Raw genomic sequence first — 18,385 nt, 5'->3', positions numbered from 1 at the left:
CTTAACCCCCCGGCAAATGACCTTCTGCTTGCAGAATCCGCTGCTGTTCCCGCTGAAATTCATGAGCCCTGTCGTCTTCGAGCTCCGGCGTGCAGATGCGCCGCAGCTCGCTCTCAAGCTCAGCCGCTTTGCCGGGATGTTCGCCATACATATTATAGAGCTCATCCGGATCGTCGCGAAGCTGGAAAAGCTGATTGGGCGCATCGATGTTGAAGATCAGCTTCCAGTCCCCTTTACGGAGCATATATCCCCCTCCGCGGGTTCCGTGCCCATGATATTCCGAGAAGACGACTCTCTCGCAGTCCTCCGCAGGAATCGTCTGCAGAGGCTGACCGGACCAATTGTCCGGTCTGTCCGCCTTGGCGGCGTAGAATAAGGAAGCCTGGATATCGTGGGAATCTACCGGCGTTGTCACCCGTTCTCCTTTGACGAAGTCGGGACCTGCCGCAATGCACGGAATTCGCACGGAATCCTCAAACAGCGAGCATTTCCACCACATGCCGAACTTACCGAGCATCTCCCCGTGATCCGAGGTGTAGATGACATTCGTATTGTCATTCCAGCCGCCCTCCTGCATGGCATCCATAAGCCTGCCAAGCTGCCGGTCTATAAAGCTGACATTGCCAAGATACCCTCTTCGCAGTCCGCGCACCTGCTCTTCTGTGAACAGATCAGTCTGGAAGTGATCCCGCAGATCCTGGGCATATGGATGCCTGGCGCTGTCCTCATCCTTGCTGTAGCGCGGCAAATCCCCGCCTTCGGGATACAGATCCCAGAACTCCTGCGTATTCCATTGGGGAAAATGAGGGTTCAACAGATTGATCGTCAAGCTCCAGGGCTGCTTCAAGGCAGGCGCGTCATGCTTCAGCCAATCCAGCGCAGCATTCATCACTTTCAGATCGTCGTCAAAGGCTGTCTCCTTGATGCCGAAGCCCTGTGCCCGTTCTGCGGCATCCCCGCGGATGGCGAGCGGGCGGCGGACAAAGTTGGTATCGCCGGGCTGCTTCACGTCCTTGCTGTAATGTATTTCCGAGAAACCGAGATTTTCTGCCCGGTCATACACATGCGTTTTGCCGAAGTGAACCGTGTAGACGCCCTGTTCCTTCAACACTTCTCCATATGTCGGAAAATCGGACCGAAGCCCGACGTTGCAGTTGCTGTAAGCCTGCAGCTCATGCACGCGCCTGCCGGACATGAACGCGGATCTGCTCGGAGAGCATAACGGTGATGGGCAGTAGGCATTCTCATACAACGTGCCCTCCCTGACCAAGCGCTCCAGATTCGGCGTACGGAGAAAGCTGTGGCCGTAAACGGACGAATAAAAAGGGTTATGCTCATCCGAGATCAATAGGATGCTGTTGCTCATTTTCCGATCCCCTCCAGCTTGTCATCATTTCAAAGCTTTATAGTCATCTGCCGTGTAATCTTTGGCAAGATCCCAATTCGGGAATGCAAAATCATTCAATCCCACATTGACGCCGGATGCCTTCACTTTGTCGACCGCATCGCCAAGTCCTTTGTTCAATTTATCGGTATAAGCCTTTAATTGAGCCTGCGGGTCTGTCTGGGCACCCGACAGCAAGGACTGGAGAATATCATTAAATCCCGGTTTGATCTTCGGCTGATCGATGGATCCAAGCTCCACGATGACCTGGGCCGTCAGCGGATTTCTCACTGCATAATCAGGCCTTACCTTGAGCAGGTCCTTATGAAGCTGAATGAAGGTATCGAACTCCGGATATGGATACAATGACGCGTTATTATTGATGCTCTCGATCGGGGTGAGCGCCACGCCGCTGTTCAAATATTTCTCGTAAAACATCGGACCCGTGAATCCATTCTCCAGAAAGGTTCCGACTTCTTTGGCATTCTTGGTTGAAGCCGAAATCATATAGCCCGTAGGATTGGCCGGCACATAATAGTAAGTCGGTTTGCTGCCGCCTGGAGTCGGGACCGCCGCCAGACCGAACTTCGCATCCGGTGTATCCCGTTTGACCAGCCACATGCGGGCCCGGCTGTCAATCAGGAAAGCCGCTTTATTTTGCCCGAACAGGGTCGCTGCTTCCGCCCCCTTCATCGTATAAGAGGAAGGCAGAATGCTGCCGTCCTGCTTCAGCTTTTGAAGAAGATTGAAGGAATCCAGCGTCGCTTTGCCATCATAAGCATATTTTCCGGACTTATAGTTAAATCCGCCCGACTCCTCCGGGGCTACACCAGCAGCAAAAGCATTGACAAAATTCGTGACGCCGGACTCTCCGCCGCCAAAGACGAATCCGAACACGTCGCCTTTGCCTTTGTCCGTTACCGTCTTGGCCATTGCCGTCAGCTCGTCCCAGGTTGCAGGCGGTTTCTCCGGGTCCAGGCCGGCCTGACTCAGTACGTCCTTGTTGTAGTACAGAATATAGTTCAGCTGCGGGCCGGTAAGCGGCCAGCTGTAGGTTTTGCCGTCAATGACATTCACGCCCTCGGCGAAGCTTCCCGGAACAAAATTGTCCTTCCACGTATCCGACACCAGCCCGTCAAAAGGCATCGCTTGCCCATTGGCTACGAAGGTACGGATATCGGAGCCGGACGGCGTCTGGAAAATATCAGGCATATCGTTGGACGTAATCGCGGCTTGTATCGCTGTATTATATTCGGCGGCCGGCATGTAACGTCCTTCCACCCTGATCTTTCCTTTGTATTTTTCATTGAACTCCGCAATCATGCGTTGGCCAGGGCTTTCGTCGCCCTTCAGAAAATCGCTTAAGCCCCATACCGAGATCACTTTTTCTCCGCCGTCTCCGGCCGCCGCAGCATTATTCGGCGCATTCTCCGGCGCATTCTTCGAGCAGCCTGCCAATAGGAGCATGACCGTTCCCAATGCAAGGGCCAATATCGATTTCCACTTATATTTTCTCATGTTCGTTGTTCCTCCATCTAAAATTTATTAACGGCGCCGTAAGAAAGCAGACTTTCGCGTGTGCAAACGCTGAGCCACCGCTCCATCAAGCCTTTACGGCCCCTGAGACACCTTCGATAAAATAACGCTGCAGCAGCAGGAACACAACGAGGATGGGAACAAGGGAAATGCTGGCCGCCGCCGCCATTCCTGTCCAGTCCATCGAATTTTCACCGACGAACTGGAACATCCCGACCCCAAGCGTTCGCAGCTCAGGCTTCCCGAGTGTGAATACAAGCGGAATCAGAAAAGCATTCCATGTGAACATAAACTGCATAATAGCCGTTGTTGCGATGATTGGCTTGGACAGCGGCAGCAGGATCTGGGCAAAGGTCCGGAAGAAACCACTGCCGTCGACCTCAGCCGACTCATGCAGCTCCTTGGGCAGTCCGCGAAAGTATGCGACAAACAGCAGGATGAACAGCACATGGGCTCCGCCAACCTCGCCCAGAATGACACCCCATAGGGTATTATTCAATCCAAGCTGATTAATGAGGGTATAGATCGGAATGATCGTGTAGCCCTGCGGCATAAACATCGTTGCGGTAATCGCGGACATGAATATCAAACGCCCCCTGAAGCGGTAGCGTCCGACCGCGTAGCCGGTCATAGAGCAAACAGCGACCACAATCACGACGACCGCGACCGTAATCAGCACGGTGTTCCAGAAATAAACGGAGAATTGGGCCGTGTCCCAGGCGCGCTTATAGTTTCCGAATTGGAAGTGTTCCGGCCATAATGAAATTCCGGAGCTGATATACTCGGTGTTGGTTTTGAATGAAGCCAGGATCATCCACAGGAAGGGGTAAATCCACACGATGCCGAGGCCAATCAGCAGCAAATGAGCCAACAGGATCAGCGGCGACCGCTTTTTCATTTTTTTTGTCATATTGGTCTCCTCCATCTATACGCTGCCGTTTCTGCGGCCTCCGGTCAGCTTGACGAACAGCCCCAAAGCGAGCGATATGATCATAACCACAATGCCGTAGAGAACGCCGGCAGCCGATGCGAAGCCGACCCTGGCTTCTCCTGAACCCGAGAAGGCATACCGGTAAATATAAACATCCACCATATCCGTCTTGAATGCGGGACCGCCGTCCGTCATCGCTTTGACCAGATCAAATACATGAAGGGCATTGACGGCCGACATAAGCAAAATGACGCTTCCGACCGGCAGCAGCAGCGGAACTGTAATGTAACGGAGCATTTGAAGAGGGCCTGCCCCGTCGATTTTGGCCGCTTCGAACACATCCTTCGGCAGCGATTGAATGGCGGCGAGCCAGTAGATCAGCTTCATTCCGAAGCTTTTCCAGATGCCGACCAGTACGACTATAAAAAAGGCGGTATCGATGGAGCCGAGAAAGTCTACCGGAGCGCTCAACAGCCCAAGCCGCATCAGAACCTCGTTGACAAGTCCCTTGTACGCTCCGAATATAAAACGCATGACCAAACCGACCACAGCCGTTGTCGTTACTACCGGCAGAAAATAAATCACCCGGTAAACCGTCTTCCCTTTGATCCACTGCGCATTAAGCAGCAAAGCCATCAATAACGCCAGAGGCACCTGAATGACAACAACATACAGCATAAAGCTCAGGCTGTTGCCGAACGCATTCCAGAAAATAGGGTCATACAAGGTTTCCTTGAAGTTGTCCAGACCCACATAATCATCCAGCCTGCCGAAGCCGCTCCAGTCGAAGAAGGCATACACATAACTCATAATGATTGGATACAAGGTGAACAACAAAAACAGAACAAGCTGCGGCGCTATAAACAGCAAACACCATAACTGCTTGCGAGTCTGGTAATGAATCCTCATTCTCTTACCCCTGCCGTTCCCCCCGCTCGCTGCATTGTCCATACCACGACTCCTTTCCATCGATGCATTACTTAGGATATAGGGCCACATTTGAAACTATTCCGGTACAGTACCGAAAAAAAACAAAAGAGACTACGCTTATAATAATCACGTGTCTCCGGCGGTCCGGTAAACAGAATATTAAATTATACCAAGTTGAATACTATGAATTGATTATAGCAACATGGTCCGAGGGAGTCAACCATGACTTATTACCCTATTTCTCCGCACCAATATCGTATTTGTGCAGGAGTCCGTCTGTGATCGGACGGTTGGTTTCCAGATATAGATTCACCCATGCGAGCATTTGCATATCGTTTGGCGGTACGGCTATGGCGATGGGATCGGTCTGGTCTTTAATCAGCATGAGCTGAAGCTCAATGGAGTATTTGGGGTTGCTCTCTATTAATCGCTTCAACTGCAATTCATCATAGAAGATTGCATCTATTTCACCCTGAAGCGCTCCATCCATGGATTTGGGAGGTGTTTCATACTGGTGAATCTCTGCTTTAGGAAGCCATTCCTTGGCAAACCCGACATAGGAGGTTCCCGAGATAACGCCTATTTTCAGCGGAGCGGTTTGAAGCAAAGTCAGCAAATTCTGGTTTGAGCCGCCCAGCTGCGCCGCCTTCAGCCGGTTGATAAGCAGTCCCTGGCGCAGGGTAACATACGGTTGTGAGAAGAGTACCTTCTTCGCACGGGATAACGTGGCGCTCAGCTTCGAAACGGCAATGTCCGCTTCCCCCGACGCCACCTGATTCACAACCTCATCGAAGGATTGGGCGGTTCGCAGAAATTCAACCTCTACCCCGAACTTGGCGGCAATGTCCGTTGCCATATCCACATCGCTGCCCGTAAGCTTGCCGTCGGCATCGACATAGAAGAAGGGCTCCCGATCCGTGGAGACCATCGCTACACGCAGCTTTCCACGCTCATAGATTTTCTTCATTCCCGGGGCATAGTACGCCAGTTCCTCTTGCGAAACCTCAACCTTCACGGCAGCAGCCGGCCGGGGACCGGCGGATTCCATTCCGCTCTTTGGCCCTGCGCCTGCTTGGGGATTCTGCTGGCTGCCGCAAGCTGTCATTAAACAGATAACCAACATCCCCAACAGCGGAATCAACATTTTGTTCATCGCTCATCCAGTCCTCCCGTTCTATGACAATCATCGCTCCCGCACTGGTTGCCATGCCTATGCCGGCAATCAAGAATAGTTTCTCCATCAGATGAATGTATCGGTACCGTGACCTACATGCAGGTTCTGTCCGCTTACCAAGTGTGATTTTGTCTGAAACAGCATATCGATTGAAGCCGATACCAGCTCTTTCAGCCCGGGGAGCAATGGCTTTAAGGCGTGAATTTCCAGGCGCTGCTTTAATTCCTTGCTGTTCAAGCTTTCTTCCGGGGCGTAATAACCCAATGTAACGGCGTTGACGGCAATACGGAAAGGCGAAAACTCTTTGGCAAGAGATTTCATTAGAGCAAGCTTGCCAAGGTTGTTAATCGGAGAGGACGGGTAACCGTCATAATATAACGCATCCGCCATAAGGGGAAATACGATATGTCCCTGTTTGTTCTTGGCCATTTGCGCTGCGCTGCTGCGGCTGAACAGGAAAATATCGCGAAATAAATCGGCCGTATAGGTACCCAGGGCAAGCGGCTCGGCCTCAAACAATTCCTCTTCATTGAGCGTGTCCACCCCGTGAATCAAGTAATCCAGACTGCCCATACGGGAAACAGCCTGATCGATCATAACAGATGCTTCATTCGCATGGCCGTAAACGATATAAAGCTGTTTTCTGCAATCCGCAGAAATATCGGCAAGACACTCATCGGCATCCTGCCTTTTGGTAAATTGCAGGCATACCTGATACTCTCTCTCAAGCAGACACTCGAGAATCAGGCGATTGATTCTATGGCTTCCCTGAGTTATAAAAATGGTTCTGGTCATCGCAGGAATCCCCCGTCCGCCTTCAATACTTGCCCGGATATGTATTCCGATTGACCTGAAGCCAAAAACAAGATCGCATCCGCAATCTCTTCGACCGTGCCCATGCGCCCCATGTTGGTATGATTGATGAAATTTTCCATTTTCCCTGAAGGCACCAACGCCGTCATTTCCGTTTCAATCATGCCTGGAGCGATCGCATTGATTCGGATGCCTTCCCGGCCGTAGCGCCTGGCCAGCATTTTGGTCAAGCCGATAACGGCCCCCTTGGAAGCCGCATAATTCGTCTGCGCCTCCCGCCCGTAGATGCCTGACACCGATACAACATTGACGATCCTACCGCTTTGCTGCTGCAGCATGACGGGAATCGTTTCCGAAGCGCACAGCAGGGTTCCATTGAAATTCGTACGAAACACGTCGTCCCAATCAGAGATTGGCATCATCACCGCCAAGCTGTCGCGCACGATTCCCGCATTGTTGACCAAAATATCAATACGGCCAAACTCCCGCACCACTTCGAGAATGAGTTCACGTACAAAGCCCGGATCGTCAACGGAGCCTTGAACCATCCTCAGCGGCACTCCATTTCCGTTCCACTTGCCGAGCAATTGCTGCGCCAGGTCCACATTCGCGGCATATACGCCAATCACCGCCGCTCCCTCCGCCGCGAAGCGTTCGAATGCCGCTCTGCCGATTCCCCGCGTGGCACCTGTCACAATTGCTACCTGATTACGCAGCTTCATGCTTTCTCACGAAGGCGGTTGTCGATAAAAGCGGCAATGGTATTGACGCATCTCAAGTGAACTTTCAGGTCGTCGATGGGAATGCCTTCAACCTTCACGCCGTAAACGACTTCCATACCAACCATCACCTCAAACGCCTCGATCGAATCCAGTCCGAGCCCGTCGCCAAAAAGCTCCATCTCGTCATCGATATCCTCTGCCGTGATGTCTTCCATTTCCAGACGCTCGATAATCAGCTTCCGTTTGACCACGTCTTTGATCTGTTCCAAAGTATAAGCCTGCTCGTTCATTTGTTCTCCTCCTCTTTAATCCGGCCGATCACCGCTGCAGCCGTATTTCCATTGATCGCTATACTGACGGTCAGGAAGTAATCACGCTTCTGTCCCTGGATCCCAAGCTGAGAGCCGGCATGGATCCACTGCGCTGCTGTACTGACCGGGGTGAGCGAACTGATCGATTCGCCGTAACCGGTCTTCTCGTTCAAGCAGGTTACCGGAGTCCCGCACCCGGCGAACAGCTCTTCAATGATGCGCATTTGTTCTTCCAATTCGCCCGGCCTCCCGGCGGAATCGATCAGAACCCCATCGATCTGCCCCAGCCGCAAACCGGAATTCCGGATGGCATCGGTCATGGATCGGGCCAAATCGCCAAATGCCATCCCGCCGCCCAGCATTTCCGCATAGACGCGTTTCCCCTCTTGCTGCGCTGTATCCAGGTCGCATAAAGCCAGGCACAGGCTGCCTTCAGTCATGTGAAACCGGCTTTCCGCAAGCCCCTTGGCCCTATCGATTTTATCCGACAGCTCGGAAAACTCATCGCCTGCGGCGACCAACACCCGGTCATGAACACCGTCGCGAAGAATGCCGCAGCCATAAATCAATGCCATAAGCCCCTCCGTGCCGCCGGTGCTGAGCGAGCTGCTGAAGCCTTTCAACTTCATCTTCTCGGCCGTCTTGCCGGATATTGAATTGATAACGGTATGGGGAAAATAGATGCTGCTGGCCAGCTCCGGTCCGCTGCCGAACACGCTGCCCAGAAATTTGCCGATGCTCTCCGTGCTGCCCCGTGAAGTTCCGTATATGAATCCGGTATCTTGTCCGGCGGCAGCTTCGCGGCTCCACCCCGCATCATCCAGCGCCAGGCTGACTGCTCCTATGCTGAACTGGGAGAGGCGGTTCATTCTTCTCTCATACAAGCCTTTATCAAAATCCTTCAGCTGGAATGACGAGGCTCCTGCCCTGCCGTCTGCGCCTTCCCCGATAACCTCGCCGATTCCCACGACCGCTATTCTTCGTAAAGGACGGTCCGTTTCGATCCGCTTCGGCTCGTTCTCCGAATAGCGGGTCTTGGCGACGATCGCAGCATTATGTCCGCCAAAAGCGGAATTATTGTTTAACAGATAATCCGGTCTTCCCGCCATCATATCATTGGCTACGATGCGGATGTCTTCACAGCCCGGCCGCGGCTTGTCATAATGCAAAGCAGCGGGAAGCAAATGATGATGAATGGCATACAAGGAAGTGGTGAACTCGATAGCTGCAGCTGCTCCCAGATTATGGCCAAAGTACGCTTTGCTGGAACTAAGCGGAATTTCACCGAGCTTGTCGCCGAATGCGGCCCGCAAACCGGAAATCTCAGCGTGATCGTTGGCTTGCGTACCGGTGCCGTGAGCATTGATATAGCCGATTGCGGACGGATCAATTCCGCTGTTAGCCAGGGCCATGTTCACCGCGATTTGAATTCCCTTCCCCTCAGGGTCAGGCGTTGTCTCGTGATACGCGTCGTTGCTTAGGCCGTATCCGCAAATCTCCGCATAAATCGTTGCTCCCCGCAAAATAGCCATATCCAGCGGTTCAAGCACAACAAAAGCCGCTCCTTCCCCCAAGCTAAGACCAAACCGGCTTGCGAAAGGCGATGCCGGCTGCGGATTCAAGGCGCGCAGCACATTGAATCCGGCATAAACGGAATGGGACATCGGATCGGAGCCGCCCGCCAGCATCACATCGGCATGTCCCCATCGAATCATATCGTAGGCGTAGCCGATCGCGTTGCCGCTTGCCGCACATGCGGTATTCATCGTAACGACCGGCCCCGTCGCCTGAAAATATCGCGCAACATCGTCACCCTGCTGATAGAAAGGGTAGCGGGCCGTTCTTGCCACGTCCAGCTCCGCAACCGTCCACTGCTCTTCGAGTGAAACAATACCGCCATTGCAGGTGCCCAGCGCGACACCGGTCCGCTCCGCCCCATTGCCGCCAGTGACGATTCCGCTGCCCCGCATTGCATTCCGGGCGGCGACAATGGCGTACTGCGCGCAAAGATCAACCTGCTGCTGCTCGGATGCCGAGAAGTAATCATCCGGGTTATAATCCCGGATTTCCGCTCCGATCCGGCTGTGAAATTTATCGGTAGGAAAACGCTGCATCTCTCCGATGCCTGTTCTTCCTTCCTTCATGGAAGCAAAAACCTGCTCAAAGCTGCTGCCCAGAGCACAGAGAATCCCCATTCCCGTTACCGCAACGCGCTGTCTCCCCTTGGTCACTTAATCGTTCCTCCCTGATGTGCAAGTGTGATGCAGACTGCTCTTTTTTCAACGATCCGGCATGCATACGGAGCCAGCCGGCGATCCAGCATTTTCAGCATGGCAGGGGTCTCGACATTGACGGCAAATTTCGCAAACGGAATCTGCCGCTCCAGTTGAAGCAGGACGGATTGCGCCATCAGAATAAAGGCGCAGCCATATAACCGGTAGGGCTCCTGAACATAGACACTGTCATACAGAATCGTATCTTCGGCAATCCGGTACGTCATGCACCATCCCGAGATTTCTTCTCCTGCCATCATGGCGAGACTATTGCTTTCTTCCAATTGCAGATTTGGTTTGAAAGGCGATAGAAACCGCGGAAAGCCGCCGCCTTCTCTTAATCTGTTTTTGGCTCCGCTGTCCAGCTCGCGCCATAATAAAGACTGCAGTCCTTGCGGCAGTTCAATCTTCTTCAGCCACGGAGCGTCGGCGATGCGGGTATCGACCGTGTATACCTTTCCTTCCAATGCGGGAGGAGACCCGTTATTACGCTGTAAAAAAGCTTCCACAGCAGGCTTCATCCGGTTCCCCGCATAATACACAAAACGGATCCGCGTAGCTCCTGCACGAAGCAGAAGCTTTTCCGTTTGGCGCAGAAGAGCGGCGCCGATTCCCATTCTGCGGTAATTCGGCTTTACAAACAGAGAGACGACTTCGGCTGTACCGCTTCCCGGCTGGCGGTAAATAACGATTAATCCGGCAGCTTCCGCCCCCTCCGCCATCTCTGCTCCGATTGCGGTATAGCTTGGATGTTCTTGCGAATCACGCAGCAGCGGGAGCACATATTGGTACGTTAATGGCCCATATGCAGCGGCATCGCCGGCTTCCAGCTGTTTCACTTTGTAGCGGTTCTCCATCCAGCCGCTCATGATGCAGTACCGCTGCTGCCCAGTGGCAGCGGATCATAGTCGGCTGCTTCCGTCTGGCTGTCTTCCGCTTTATCCACAATCAGAACCGCCGCCATACTATTGAGATGAATGTTGGCCGTTGTCAGAATGGGATCGATAATGGGGTTGACAGCCATCAGCAGAATAATACCCGTGCTGGAGGGGAGGTTCAGAGGATCGGCAATCAGCGAAATCATCGCAATCGCCACGATACCGGGGGTCCCGGCTCCGGCAACTGCAGCAAGCACCGCTCCGGCCATGATGATGAACAAATCCTGCAATCCCAGCGTAACCCCATACAATTGGGCGATAAAGATAATGCCCAGTGAATACACCACCACCATGCTGTACCGGCACAGGACAACCCCAAGCGGAACGACCAAATTGACCGAGTCGGAGTCAAGCTTGAACTGCTTGCGCAGCGAATCGAGTGCGGAGGGCATGGTTGCGATACTGTTTTGCGTGCCGAAAGCAATAATCAGCGTTTCCTTCATGCCTTTCAGCGCCCGGATTAAAGAAATTTTCAGCTTCGCCGCCATGATCCAGCCGCTTGCAATCATGAGAACAAGCGCTACCGTATAGGCGAGTGCGATGAACTTCACCATAGCCAGCAAGAGATCTGCCCCTGTGCTTGCGATCTGCCCCGCCATAATGCATAGCAGCCCGAACGGCAGCACATACATCGACCAGGAGATAATCCGTTGAAAGACTTTAAACATCAAATCCACGAGAGAGAGAAAATGTTCGCCTGTATGAACGGACAGCAAACCGAGCGCGATGCCCACCACCACGGAAAAAAACAGGATTTGCAGGCTGTTGCCCTGAGTCAGCGCAATAAATATATTATCCGGGATCAGTTTGAATATAAAATCCATCAAACCGTTGGCAGAGGCCGTGTCTGCTTGATCTGCGGAGGAAGATTCGTTATCCAGAACAATCGTGCCAAGCACCGTTTTACTGCCGGCAGAAATGCCTTCGCCCGGCTTGCCGAGCAGTCCTGCCGTAATTCCCAGCACACTGACTGCAAGCATCCCAACGATAAAAACAAGCAGCATTTTATTCAATACCTTATTCGAGCCTGTCGACATAAACAATCTGCCTACACTGGACACAATGGCCGTGACCATGATCGGAATGACGCACATTTTAAGAAATGACAAATACAATCCACCGTACGGGACAAGCTGTTCTGCCAGCTGAGGCTGATAAATCCCGATCATGACCCCTGCCGCGATGCTTCCTACTATCGTCCAAATCGATTTTAACCACCGCATACGGATAACACACCCACTATATTTTTATTAGGCACGATGAATAGCTTGCAGGAGAAAAATCACAAGAAGAACCTCAAAAATCTGAGGTTCTCTCCGCATATCAAGTGACGCTTCACAACAATATTAAGACAAGATCATGGGAATTGTTGCGATTAACCCTATCGCATTCCCGGCTTCGCCTTCAGCAGATTGGTTAGAGCCTGAATTGCCGCTCAGCCCTGTAGCCAAGCCGTCAAAGAAATCAGTGGCTCCCTGTTTGCTTCCGCCGGCAACGCTGTCGAGCTCGGCTTCCGTTAATTCACTGTCAGCCAGTTGAACTTTGGGCAGAATAATGCTCAAGGAATAGCTGGATTGGTCAAGCACGCCGATTTTGAAGCTTGACGGCACTTCAAGACCTGTTTCCTGCTTAATCGCCTCGTGAATGTTCGTCACGCATAAATTTCTATATTCCAGGTCGGCAGCGGCTCTTGCGCCTACTTTGCTTACTGCTTCTTCTACTGCTTCTTTACTCCATGCCATGTATGATTCCTCCGATTGGAAAGTTTGGATTAGCTGCCGATGATGAGATAAGGAGATGCCACGATTTGACCAATGATATTGCCGGCAACGCCTTCGGAGTTGTTCGCATAAGTATTATCGGCGCCCATAATTGAAGCGGCTCCGCCTGCAAGTCCTTCGAAGAAATCGGTAGCTCCGTCTTTGCTTCCGCCTGCAACGCTGTCGAGTTCGCCTTCCGTTAATTCATTGTCTGCCAGTTGAACTTTAGGCAGGACAATGCTCAAGGAATAGCTGGATTGGTCAAGCACGCCGATTTTGAAGCTAGACGGCACTTCAAGGCCTGTTTCCTGCTGAATGGCTTCGTGAATGTTGGTCACGCATAAATTTCTGTACTCCAGATCGGTAGCTGCTCTTGCGCCCACCTTGTTTACCGCTTCTGCTACTGCTTCTTTACTCCATGCCATGATTGTTTCCTCCTGTAAAATATGATATTTATCATGACTCGTTATGATAACGAGAGATGAACTACGCAAGCTGCCGTTTGGCCAATTCGACGAACAATCCGTCCTGTTTCATTAAATCGCTGTAAGACCCCGCTTGAACGATCCGCCCTTTTTCCAGAACGAAGATGCGGTCGGCGTTCATAATGGTGCTGAGCCTGTGGGCAATGACCACCCGTGTAGCGTGCAGCTTCTCCAGGCTTTGGCTGACGATCGTCTGCGTGCGGTTGTCCAGGGCGCTGGTCGCCTCGTCGAACAGGATGATTTTCGGTCTTCTGGCAATCGCCCGGGCAATAAGCAGACGCTGGCGCTGCCCGCCGGATAACGTGCTGCCGCCTTCGGATATTACCGTATGCATGCCCATGGGCATTTGGCGGATATCCTCATCGAAACCGGCCATTCGCGCCGATTCCCAGGCTTCCTCCATCGTCAGGTTCGCAGAACCGATAATATTGGAATAAATATCGCCGGCGGTCACCTTGCCATTCTGCAGAACAACGCCGAACTGACTCCGCACGGAGCGGACATCCAGTGTTTTGAGATCATGCCCGTCAAAATAAAGCGATCCGGACTCCGGCTTCTCAAAACCGAGCAGCAGCCTCAGAAGCGTTGATTTCCCGCAGCCTGATGCGCCAACCAGCGCAATGAATTCGCCCGGGCGGATTTGGAGCGACAGATCATTGAGAATCCAGGGCTGATCCATTCTATAGCGAAAGCGAATATGTCTGACTTCAATAGCGCCTGTCAGTTCGCCTGGATCTTCCAATGCCTCGTGTACTTCGGGAACCGTCTGGAGAATCGGTTTGGCTCTTTCATATTGCGGAACAATACTCAGAATCGAGACAACCGCCGTCGACATTGCAATCATCGCCCCCAGAAAAGCCGAGAAAGCGGAGAAAAAAGCGATGAACTTGCCGGGACTCATTGCACCCCCGCCGGAAGCCATAATATAGAATAATGTCATCGAAGTAATAACCGGAAAAAAAGCGTTGAATACCGCATGCAGATTCGTCAATGTCTTGGCTTGGAACGCGGTTTCTTTTAACTCCCCGAACTGTTTGGCCCACAGGAAAAATGCCCGTTTCTCGGCCGCCGCCATGCGGAATTTGCTGATGCCGTTAATGATTTGCAGAACCGTCGTTGAAATTTTCCCCTGAACCGCCAGCAACACCCGCTGCCGCTTGACCTGCAGAATTCCGACTCCAAGCGTAACGGCCATCGATATCAGGACCATAACCGTGGCCACAAGAGCCAATTTGACATTGTAATAAAATAATAAAAGCAGATTAAAGGAGGAGAATATGCCGGAAAATATCGCCGTCAGCGCCACACCCGATACCGCTTGACGTATCGTATTGATGCTGTTTGCCCGCAAAGCCAAATCGCCGGAGGAATAATCCCTGAAGAAGGAAACAGGCAGATTGAGCAGGCGATCCCATACCGCCGCCTGTATGGATCCCCCCATCTTCCCTTCGATTCTGAGCATCGCCATAGAGCGCGTCAATTCGAACAAGGACATGGAGAGGATGACCGACAGCAGGATCAACCCCATCTGCAGAAGCAGGCCTTTCTCCGAAGCCGGAATAATCGAATCGAACAGGATGCCGTTGGCTATGGGAACCAGCATGCCGAGCAATCCTCCGGCAATCCCCATGAACACCATGATATATAAGTCCCGTTTGATCGTTTTGTGTGAGCCGAATTTGATAATATCCATAACGGAGAGCGGTTTGGTTGGCAGCGGTCGATAGAACATAAACGCGACCGGTGCGATATTGCGGGCAAGATCTTCCGTTACGGTCTGTTCCGAGCCGTCCGCCGAATTGACAAGAATATAGGTCGACGCATTCTTCTGAATCAGAGCAACGGGCTGTTTGTTTTCCTCCAAATAGGCAAGCAGGGGTCCGTTATCGCTGCGCCACCAATCATCCTTCAGCATTACCTGGCGGGAACGAAATCCGGAGCTTTTTGCAATATGGCCCACAGGGTCGCGCAGCTTATGCAGACTCTTTCCAGCAACCGGCTTTACTGCCATGCCGAGCGATTCGCCGACAATCTTGCAGGCGATATACAGCAGGTCGGTGGAGGAGCCCGTTTCAGCGGCTGCTTTTTTTCGGGATGCTCCTGTAACGGCTGCCAAACGGTTCAAAGCCGAATCCATGACGGCATGATCATTTTCCGTTTTCCGTTTCAGACGGTCGTACTCGACTTTTCCCTCTGACCTGCGATTATCAAGCAGACAACGGTAGAGCAATCGATGAAATTCGGATAATCCGCGCCATTCGGCATCCTTATTCAGCCATTCAGCCGTGCCGTATGCGGAAATTACGGATGGTTCGGCGGCCGAGATCCAGCTGATGGAGGACAAAGGCATAGTCATCCCCGGCTGCACGACGGCAAATCTTTCATCATCCATCCAATGGAGTTTTCCGGCATGCATTTCAATCCACAGCACTTTGGCCGAACGAAAGACAGCTCCCTCGGCAGCTGCCAGCTGACTGACCGCTTCAAGCTCGATAAAATTTGTTGCGTTGTTGAGCCTTCTCAGGGCGGAGGACCAGTCCTGGACCCACTTATCAATCGAATCCGCCATTGCCATGTGAACAGAATGATCGGAATTCGCTTGAAGAAATAAGGACATGTCCATGCGGATCAGCTGCGTTCCGGACAACCCGGCAATGAGCATGCCTGCGGATGCTTCCGCAACGTCTTCATGGAAACCAAAGATGAATCGCCCTGCTTGCAGGCTGAACAAAAATTGCGGCTGCCGGGTTACTGCACCGCCTTGCAGGGCAACGGCAAAAATATCCGCAGATCCGCTCATAATGAGCCAAAGCGACGTTTCATCCGTAACGATGAGCGGTTTGTTGCCTTCAAGCTCGATCCATTCCCCATTTTTTATAAACCATTGCTCCAAGATATCGTTATCCGTCCGATCCATATGCATTCACCCCCTCCGGCTTTAGTGGTCCTGTATCAGTCTGGCATAGGCGCCGTTTTTCAGCAGTAAGTCATGGTGGGTGCCGCGTTCGGCCACTTTTCCCCGCTGCATCAAAATAATTTCATCCGCATCGCGGATGGTGCTCAGCCGGTGCGCGACAATAATACAGGTACAGCCTCTTCTTCTGAAGCTGGTATCCACGATTTGTTCCGTCTTCGGATCCAACGCGCTTGTCGCTTCGTCCAGTACAAGAACCGAAGGATTGCCGGAGAGCGCTCTGGCAATTTCCAGACGCTGCCGCTGTCCGCCGCTGAAATTACCGCCGCCCTCGGCAAGCACGTGATCGTAACCGGCGCTCCGCGAGCTGATATCATCATCAATACAGGCATCCTTGGCGGCACGGACAATATCCGTCTCCGGTATCGTCAAATCCCACAGCGATAAATTATCCTTGATGGTGCCTTCAAACATATGAATATCCTGATCGACTACCGCAAGCGAGTTGCTGATTAATGTGCGCGATAATTCATCGCGATTGATTCCATCAAACAGAATTTCTCCCGACCATGGCGCATAAACGCCGGCAATCAATTTGGCGATTGTCGATTTCCCGCTGCCCGATCCCCCTACAAGGGCAACACGCGAGCCAGGCTTCAGCTGCAGGCTGAAGTTCTCAATCAACGCCCCCTCCAGCTTGTTGTAACCGAAGGTTACATTGCGCAATTCAACAAACCCTGCCAGCTTGGCATTCTTCGGCTGCGCTTCTTCCTCATCCGAGGGATAAAGCTCGGCCGCTGCTGCGATCTGTCTGTCCACATCATGGTTTAATACATCATCAAGCCGCTTGAGTCCGCCTTCCGCTTCCTGAAGGGAGCTGCCGAGCTGGACCATCTTATTGACCGGTTCAATGAAGCTGGCCGTCAAGCTTTGGAAGGCTACCAGCATACCGATCGTCATGACGCCATCCATGACCTGATAACCGCCGACCGCCAGAATGACCGCGGAGCTTATGCCGGATAACAAAGCGGGCAAGGCGCTCAGCATACCGGAGGAGACGCCGAGCTGCTGCTGCGAATTCAGGAGCTTCGTCTGGTAGCCGGACCATTTTGCGAAAAAATCGGATTCGGAACCGCTTGATTTCAACGTTTCGATCATTTGCAGACCACTCATCGTAACGCCCTGCATTTTGCCGCCTTCCTGAAGCAGACGCATATTCTGATCGACTCTTTGCCTGGCAACGAAGCGCAGAAAAACCACGTTTATCAGAGCCGTTGCAACAGCCAGCAGGGTCAGGATGATGCTGTACTGGAACATCAGGATCAAATAAAAGACAATCATTACGGAATTCAATGCGGCGACCGCCAGATCGCCGGACAGCAGCTGTGCCACCCGGTCGTTGATCATCACCCGCGAACCAATCTCTCCGCTGAAGCGCTGCGAGAAGAATCCCATCGGAAGCCTCAGCACATGCCAGAAAAAAGCGCTGGACGTGCTAAGCGAAAATTTCGTTTCGAGCCGCAGCAGGTAATATCTCTGCAGCCAGGTCAGCGCCGCCCGGACGAATGCCGTAATGGCCATTCCGACCAGCAGCGGGATCAGCCAGCTTTGATTATTTCCGAGCAGTATATTATCGATGAACATTTTGGTGAAAGTGGGAATGACAAGTCCCGGAATGATTAGGAAAAGTCCCGCCAGAATGACATAAAGCAGCGCCGTTTCCGAGCCTTTCAGCCGTTTCTTGAGAGACCCGGCAATACCCGTTTTCTCGCCATGGCGCTTGTATTCGGGTGACGGCTCAAAGCTTAGAACAATGCCGGTATAGGATTTATCGAATTCCTCATAAGTGACAACCCGCGGTCCCGAAACCGGATCATTCAGAAAAACCCGGTTCTCCTTGAAGCCCTCGAGCACAAGGAAGTGATTGAAGTTCCAATGAATAATCATCGGCCCCTTCATGCTGCGGAGCGCCTCCGGCTCCTTCTTCAGCCCTCTTGCCGTCAGCCCGTATTTCCTTGCCGCTTTCAGCACATTGCTGGCTTTGCTCCCGTCCCTTGAAACACCGCATTCCACACGCAGCTCCTCCAGAGGAACATAGCTTCGGTAATAGCCAAGAATAATCGCTAAAGCTGCCGCACCGCATTCCACCGCTTCCATCTGCAGAACGGTCGGCGTTTTGACGCGTTTGGGTGCACTCACCTTTGGCTCAACTCC

The 18,385-nt window shown here is 52.5% G+C and carries 15 protein-coding genes; all 15 read right to left on the bottom strand.

The window, feature by feature from the left end:
• Position 1 precedes the first annotated feature (1 nt).
• Positions 2–1,366: a sulfatase family protein gene (locus AC0YOB_RS02940; RefSeq protein WP_475791474.1), complete on the bottom strand. Its 1,365-nt coding sequence runs from the start codon at positions 1,364–1,366 to the stop codon at positions 2–4.
• Between the two features lie 24 nt (positions 1,367–1,390).
• Positions 1,391–2,902 carry an ABC transporter substrate-binding protein gene (locus AC0YOB_RS02935; protein ID WP_210043878.1) on the bottom strand — a complete coding sequence of 504 codons (1,512 nt, stop codon included), beginning with the start codon at positions 2,900–2,902 and terminating at the stop codon, positions 1,391–1,393.
• An 85-nt stretch (positions 2,903–2,987) separates the two neighbouring features.
• Positions 2,988–3,830: a carbohydrate ABC transporter permease gene (locus tag AC0YOB_RS02930; RefSeq protein ID WP_475785275.1), complete on the bottom strand. Its 843-nt coding sequence runs from the start codon at positions 3,828–3,830 to the stop codon at positions 2,988–2,990.
• A 15-nt stretch (positions 3,831–3,845) separates the two neighbouring features.
• Positions 3,846–4,802, bottom strand: a complete 957-nt coding sequence (locus tag AC0YOB_RS02925; protein ID WP_475791473.1) for a carbohydrate ABC transporter permease — start codon at positions 4,800–4,802, stop codon at positions 3,846–3,848.
• 214 nt (positions 4,803–5,016) lie between these two features.
• Positions 5,017–5,934, bottom strand: coding sequence for an ABC transporter substrate-binding protein (locus AC0YOB_RS02920; protein ID WP_475791472.1), 918 nt, complete (start codon positions 5,932–5,934; stop codon positions 5,017–5,019).
• 87 nt (positions 5,935–6,021) lie between these two features.
• Complete coding sequence (locus tag AC0YOB_RS02915) at positions 6,022–6,750, bottom strand: SDR family oxidoreductase (protein ID WP_475791471.1); 729 nt, start codon at positions 6,748–6,750, stop codon at positions 6,022–6,024.
• A complete protein-coding gene (locus tag AC0YOB_RS02910; protein WP_475791470.1) occupies positions 6,747–7,490 on the bottom strand; it encodes an SDR family NAD(P)-dependent oxidoreductase in 744 nt (247 codons plus the stop codon). The genes AC0YOB_RS02915 and AC0YOB_RS02910 overlap by 4 nt, the downstream gene beginning before the upstream one ends.
• Complete coding sequence (locus tag AC0YOB_RS02905; RefSeq protein ID WP_475791469.1) at positions 7,487–7,780, bottom strand: phosphopantetheine-binding protein; 294 nt, start codon at positions 7,778–7,780, stop codon at positions 7,487–7,489. Before AC0YOB_RS02905 ends, AC0YOB_RS02910 begins: the two co-directional genes overlap by 4 nt.
• Positions 7,777–10,032 (bottom strand): beta-ketoacyl synthase N-terminal-like domain-containing protein, encoded by a 2,256-nt coding sequence (locus AC0YOB_RS02900; RefSeq protein ID WP_475791468.1) that lies wholly within the window; start codon positions 10,030–10,032, stop codon positions 7,777–7,779. The genes AC0YOB_RS02905 and AC0YOB_RS02900 overlap by 4 nt, the downstream gene beginning before the upstream one ends.
• On the bottom strand, positions 10,029–10,943 hold the full coding sequence (locus AC0YOB_RS02895) for a GNAT family N-acetyltransferase (RefSeq protein WP_475791467.1): 915 nt from the start codon (positions 10,941–10,943) through the stop codon (positions 10,029–10,031). The genes AC0YOB_RS02900 and AC0YOB_RS02895 overlap by 4 nt, the downstream gene beginning before the upstream one ends.
• Positions 10,940–12,235 (bottom strand): dicarboxylate/amino acid:cation symporter, encoded by a 1,296-nt coding sequence (locus AC0YOB_RS02890; protein ID WP_475791466.1) that lies wholly within the window; start codon positions 12,233–12,235, stop codon positions 10,940–10,942. Before AC0YOB_RS02890 ends, AC0YOB_RS02895 begins: the two co-directional genes overlap by 4 nt.
• A 123-nt stretch (positions 12,236–12,358) precedes the next feature.
• Complete coding sequence (locus AC0YOB_RS02885; protein ID WP_475791465.1) at positions 12,359–12,754, bottom strand: NHLP leader peptide family RiPP precursor; 396 nt, start codon at positions 12,752–12,754, stop codon at positions 12,359–12,361.
• Between the two features lie 29 nt (positions 12,755–12,783).
• Positions 12,784–13,197, bottom strand: coding sequence for an NHLP leader peptide family RiPP precursor (locus AC0YOB_RS02880; protein WP_210043888.1), 414 nt, complete (start codon positions 13,195–13,197; stop codon positions 12,784–12,786).
• Positions 13,198–13,258: 61 nt separating this feature from the next.
• Positions 13,259–16,174: an NHLP bacteriocin export ABC transporter permease/ATPase subunit gene (locus tag AC0YOB_RS02875; RefSeq protein ID WP_475791464.1), complete on the bottom strand. Its 2,916-nt coding sequence runs from the start codon at positions 16,172–16,174 to the stop codon at positions 13,259–13,261.
• Positions 16,175–16,195: 21 nt separating this feature from the next.
• Positions 16,196–18,370 carry an NHLP family bacteriocin export ABC transporter peptidase/permease/ATPase subunit gene (locus tag AC0YOB_RS02870; protein ID WP_475791463.1) on the bottom strand — a complete coding sequence of 725 codons (2,175 nt, stop codon included), beginning with the start codon at positions 18,368–18,370 and terminating at the stop codon, positions 16,196–16,198.
• Between the last annotated feature and the right edge of the window lie 15 nt (positions 18,371–18,385).

The organism is Paenibacillus sp. JT31N17 (genome assembly GCF_056269255.1).
Note: the sequence above shows the minus strand (reverse complement) of the source record. Positions and strands in the feature narration are given on the sequence as shown.

Bases quoted from the DNA above. Each gene is read 5' to 3' on its own strand.
- AC0YOB_RS02940 (WP_475791474.1), bottom strand. From the start codon at position 1,366: ATGAGCAACAGCATCCTATTGATCTCGGATGAGCATAACCCTTTTTAT.
- AC0YOB_RS02935 (WP_210043878.1), bottom strand. From the start codon at position 2,902: ATGAGAAAATATAAGTGGAAATCGATATTGGCCCTTGCATTGGGAACG.
- AC0YOB_RS02930 (WP_475785275.1), bottom strand. From the start codon at position 3,830: ATGACAAAAAAAATGAAAAAGCGGTCGCCGCTGATCCTGTTGGCTCAT.
- AC0YOB_RS02925 (WP_475791473.1), bottom strand. From the start codon at position 4,802: ATGGACAATGCAGCGAGCGGGGGGAACGGCAGGGGTAAGAGAATGAGG.
- AC0YOB_RS02920 (WP_475791472.1), bottom strand. From the start codon at position 5,934: ATGAACAAAATGTTGATTCCGCTGTTGGGGATGTTGGTTATCTGTTTA.
- AC0YOB_RS02915 (WP_475791471.1), bottom strand. From the start codon at position 6,750: ATGACCAGAACCATTTTTATAACTCAGGGAAGCCATAGAATCAATCGC.
- AC0YOB_RS02910 (WP_475791470.1), bottom strand. From the start codon at position 7,490: ATGAAGCTGCGTAATCAGGTAGCAATTGTGACAGGTGCCACGCGGGGA.
- AC0YOB_RS02905 (WP_475791469.1), bottom strand. From the start codon at position 7,780: ATGAACGAGCAGGCTTATACTTTGGAACAGATCAAAGACGTGGTCAAA.
- AC0YOB_RS02895 (WP_475791467.1), bottom strand. From the start codon at position 10,943: ATGAGCGGCTGGATGGAGAACCGCTACAAAGTGAAACAGCTGGAAGCC.
- AC0YOB_RS02890 (WP_475791466.1), bottom strand. From the start codon at position 12,235: ATGCGGTGGTTAAAATCGATTTGGACGATAGTAGGAAGCATCGCGGCA.
- AC0YOB_RS02885 (WP_475791465.1), bottom strand. From the start codon at position 12,754: ATGGCATGGAGTAAAGAAGCAGTAGAAGAAGCAGTAAGCAAAGTAGGC.
- AC0YOB_RS02880 (WP_210043888.1), bottom strand. From the start codon at position 13,197: ATGGCATGGAGTAAAGAAGCAGTAGCAGAAGCGGTAAACAAGGTGGGC.
- AC0YOB_RS02875 (WP_475791464.1), bottom strand. From the start codon at position 16,174: ATGGATCGGACGGATAACGATATCTTGGAGCAATGGTTTATAAAAAAT.